A 268-nucleotide genomic window follows, 5' to 3' on the forward strand; every position below is an offset into this window, starting at 1 on the left:
GGCACAGGACCGCTGCGCCTGTGGCGCCTGATGGCCGCCGCGCTGCGTCCGCAAGGCAAACTCGCGGGCACGCGCGCGATCCAGGAAATGCTGGTCGCGAATCTGCCCGGCGATTACCCGATACGTTTCGATCTCGCGGAAACGCTGCTGCTGCTCGGCGAATTCGAACGCGGCTGGCGCGAATATCGCTATCGCTACAGCCTCGCGCACACGACGCAATACGAGCGCAAGGTGCAGATGCCGCGCTGGGAAGGCCAGCGACTCACCG

General features: G+C 66.0%; 1 pseudogene. It reads left to right on the forward strand.

The annotated features are described in order from the left end of the window. Positions 1-30 precede the first annotated feature (30 nt). Positions 31-268, forward strand: a pseudogene (locus tag SB816_RS32055) (glycosyl transferase family 8); the annotation flags it as partial.

It is taken from the genome of Achromobacter sp. SIMBA_011, from assembly GCF_046535435.1.
Classification (GTDB): Bacteria; Pseudomonadota; Gammaproteobacteria; order Burkholderiales; family Burkholderiaceae_B; genus Achromobacter; species Achromobacter dolens.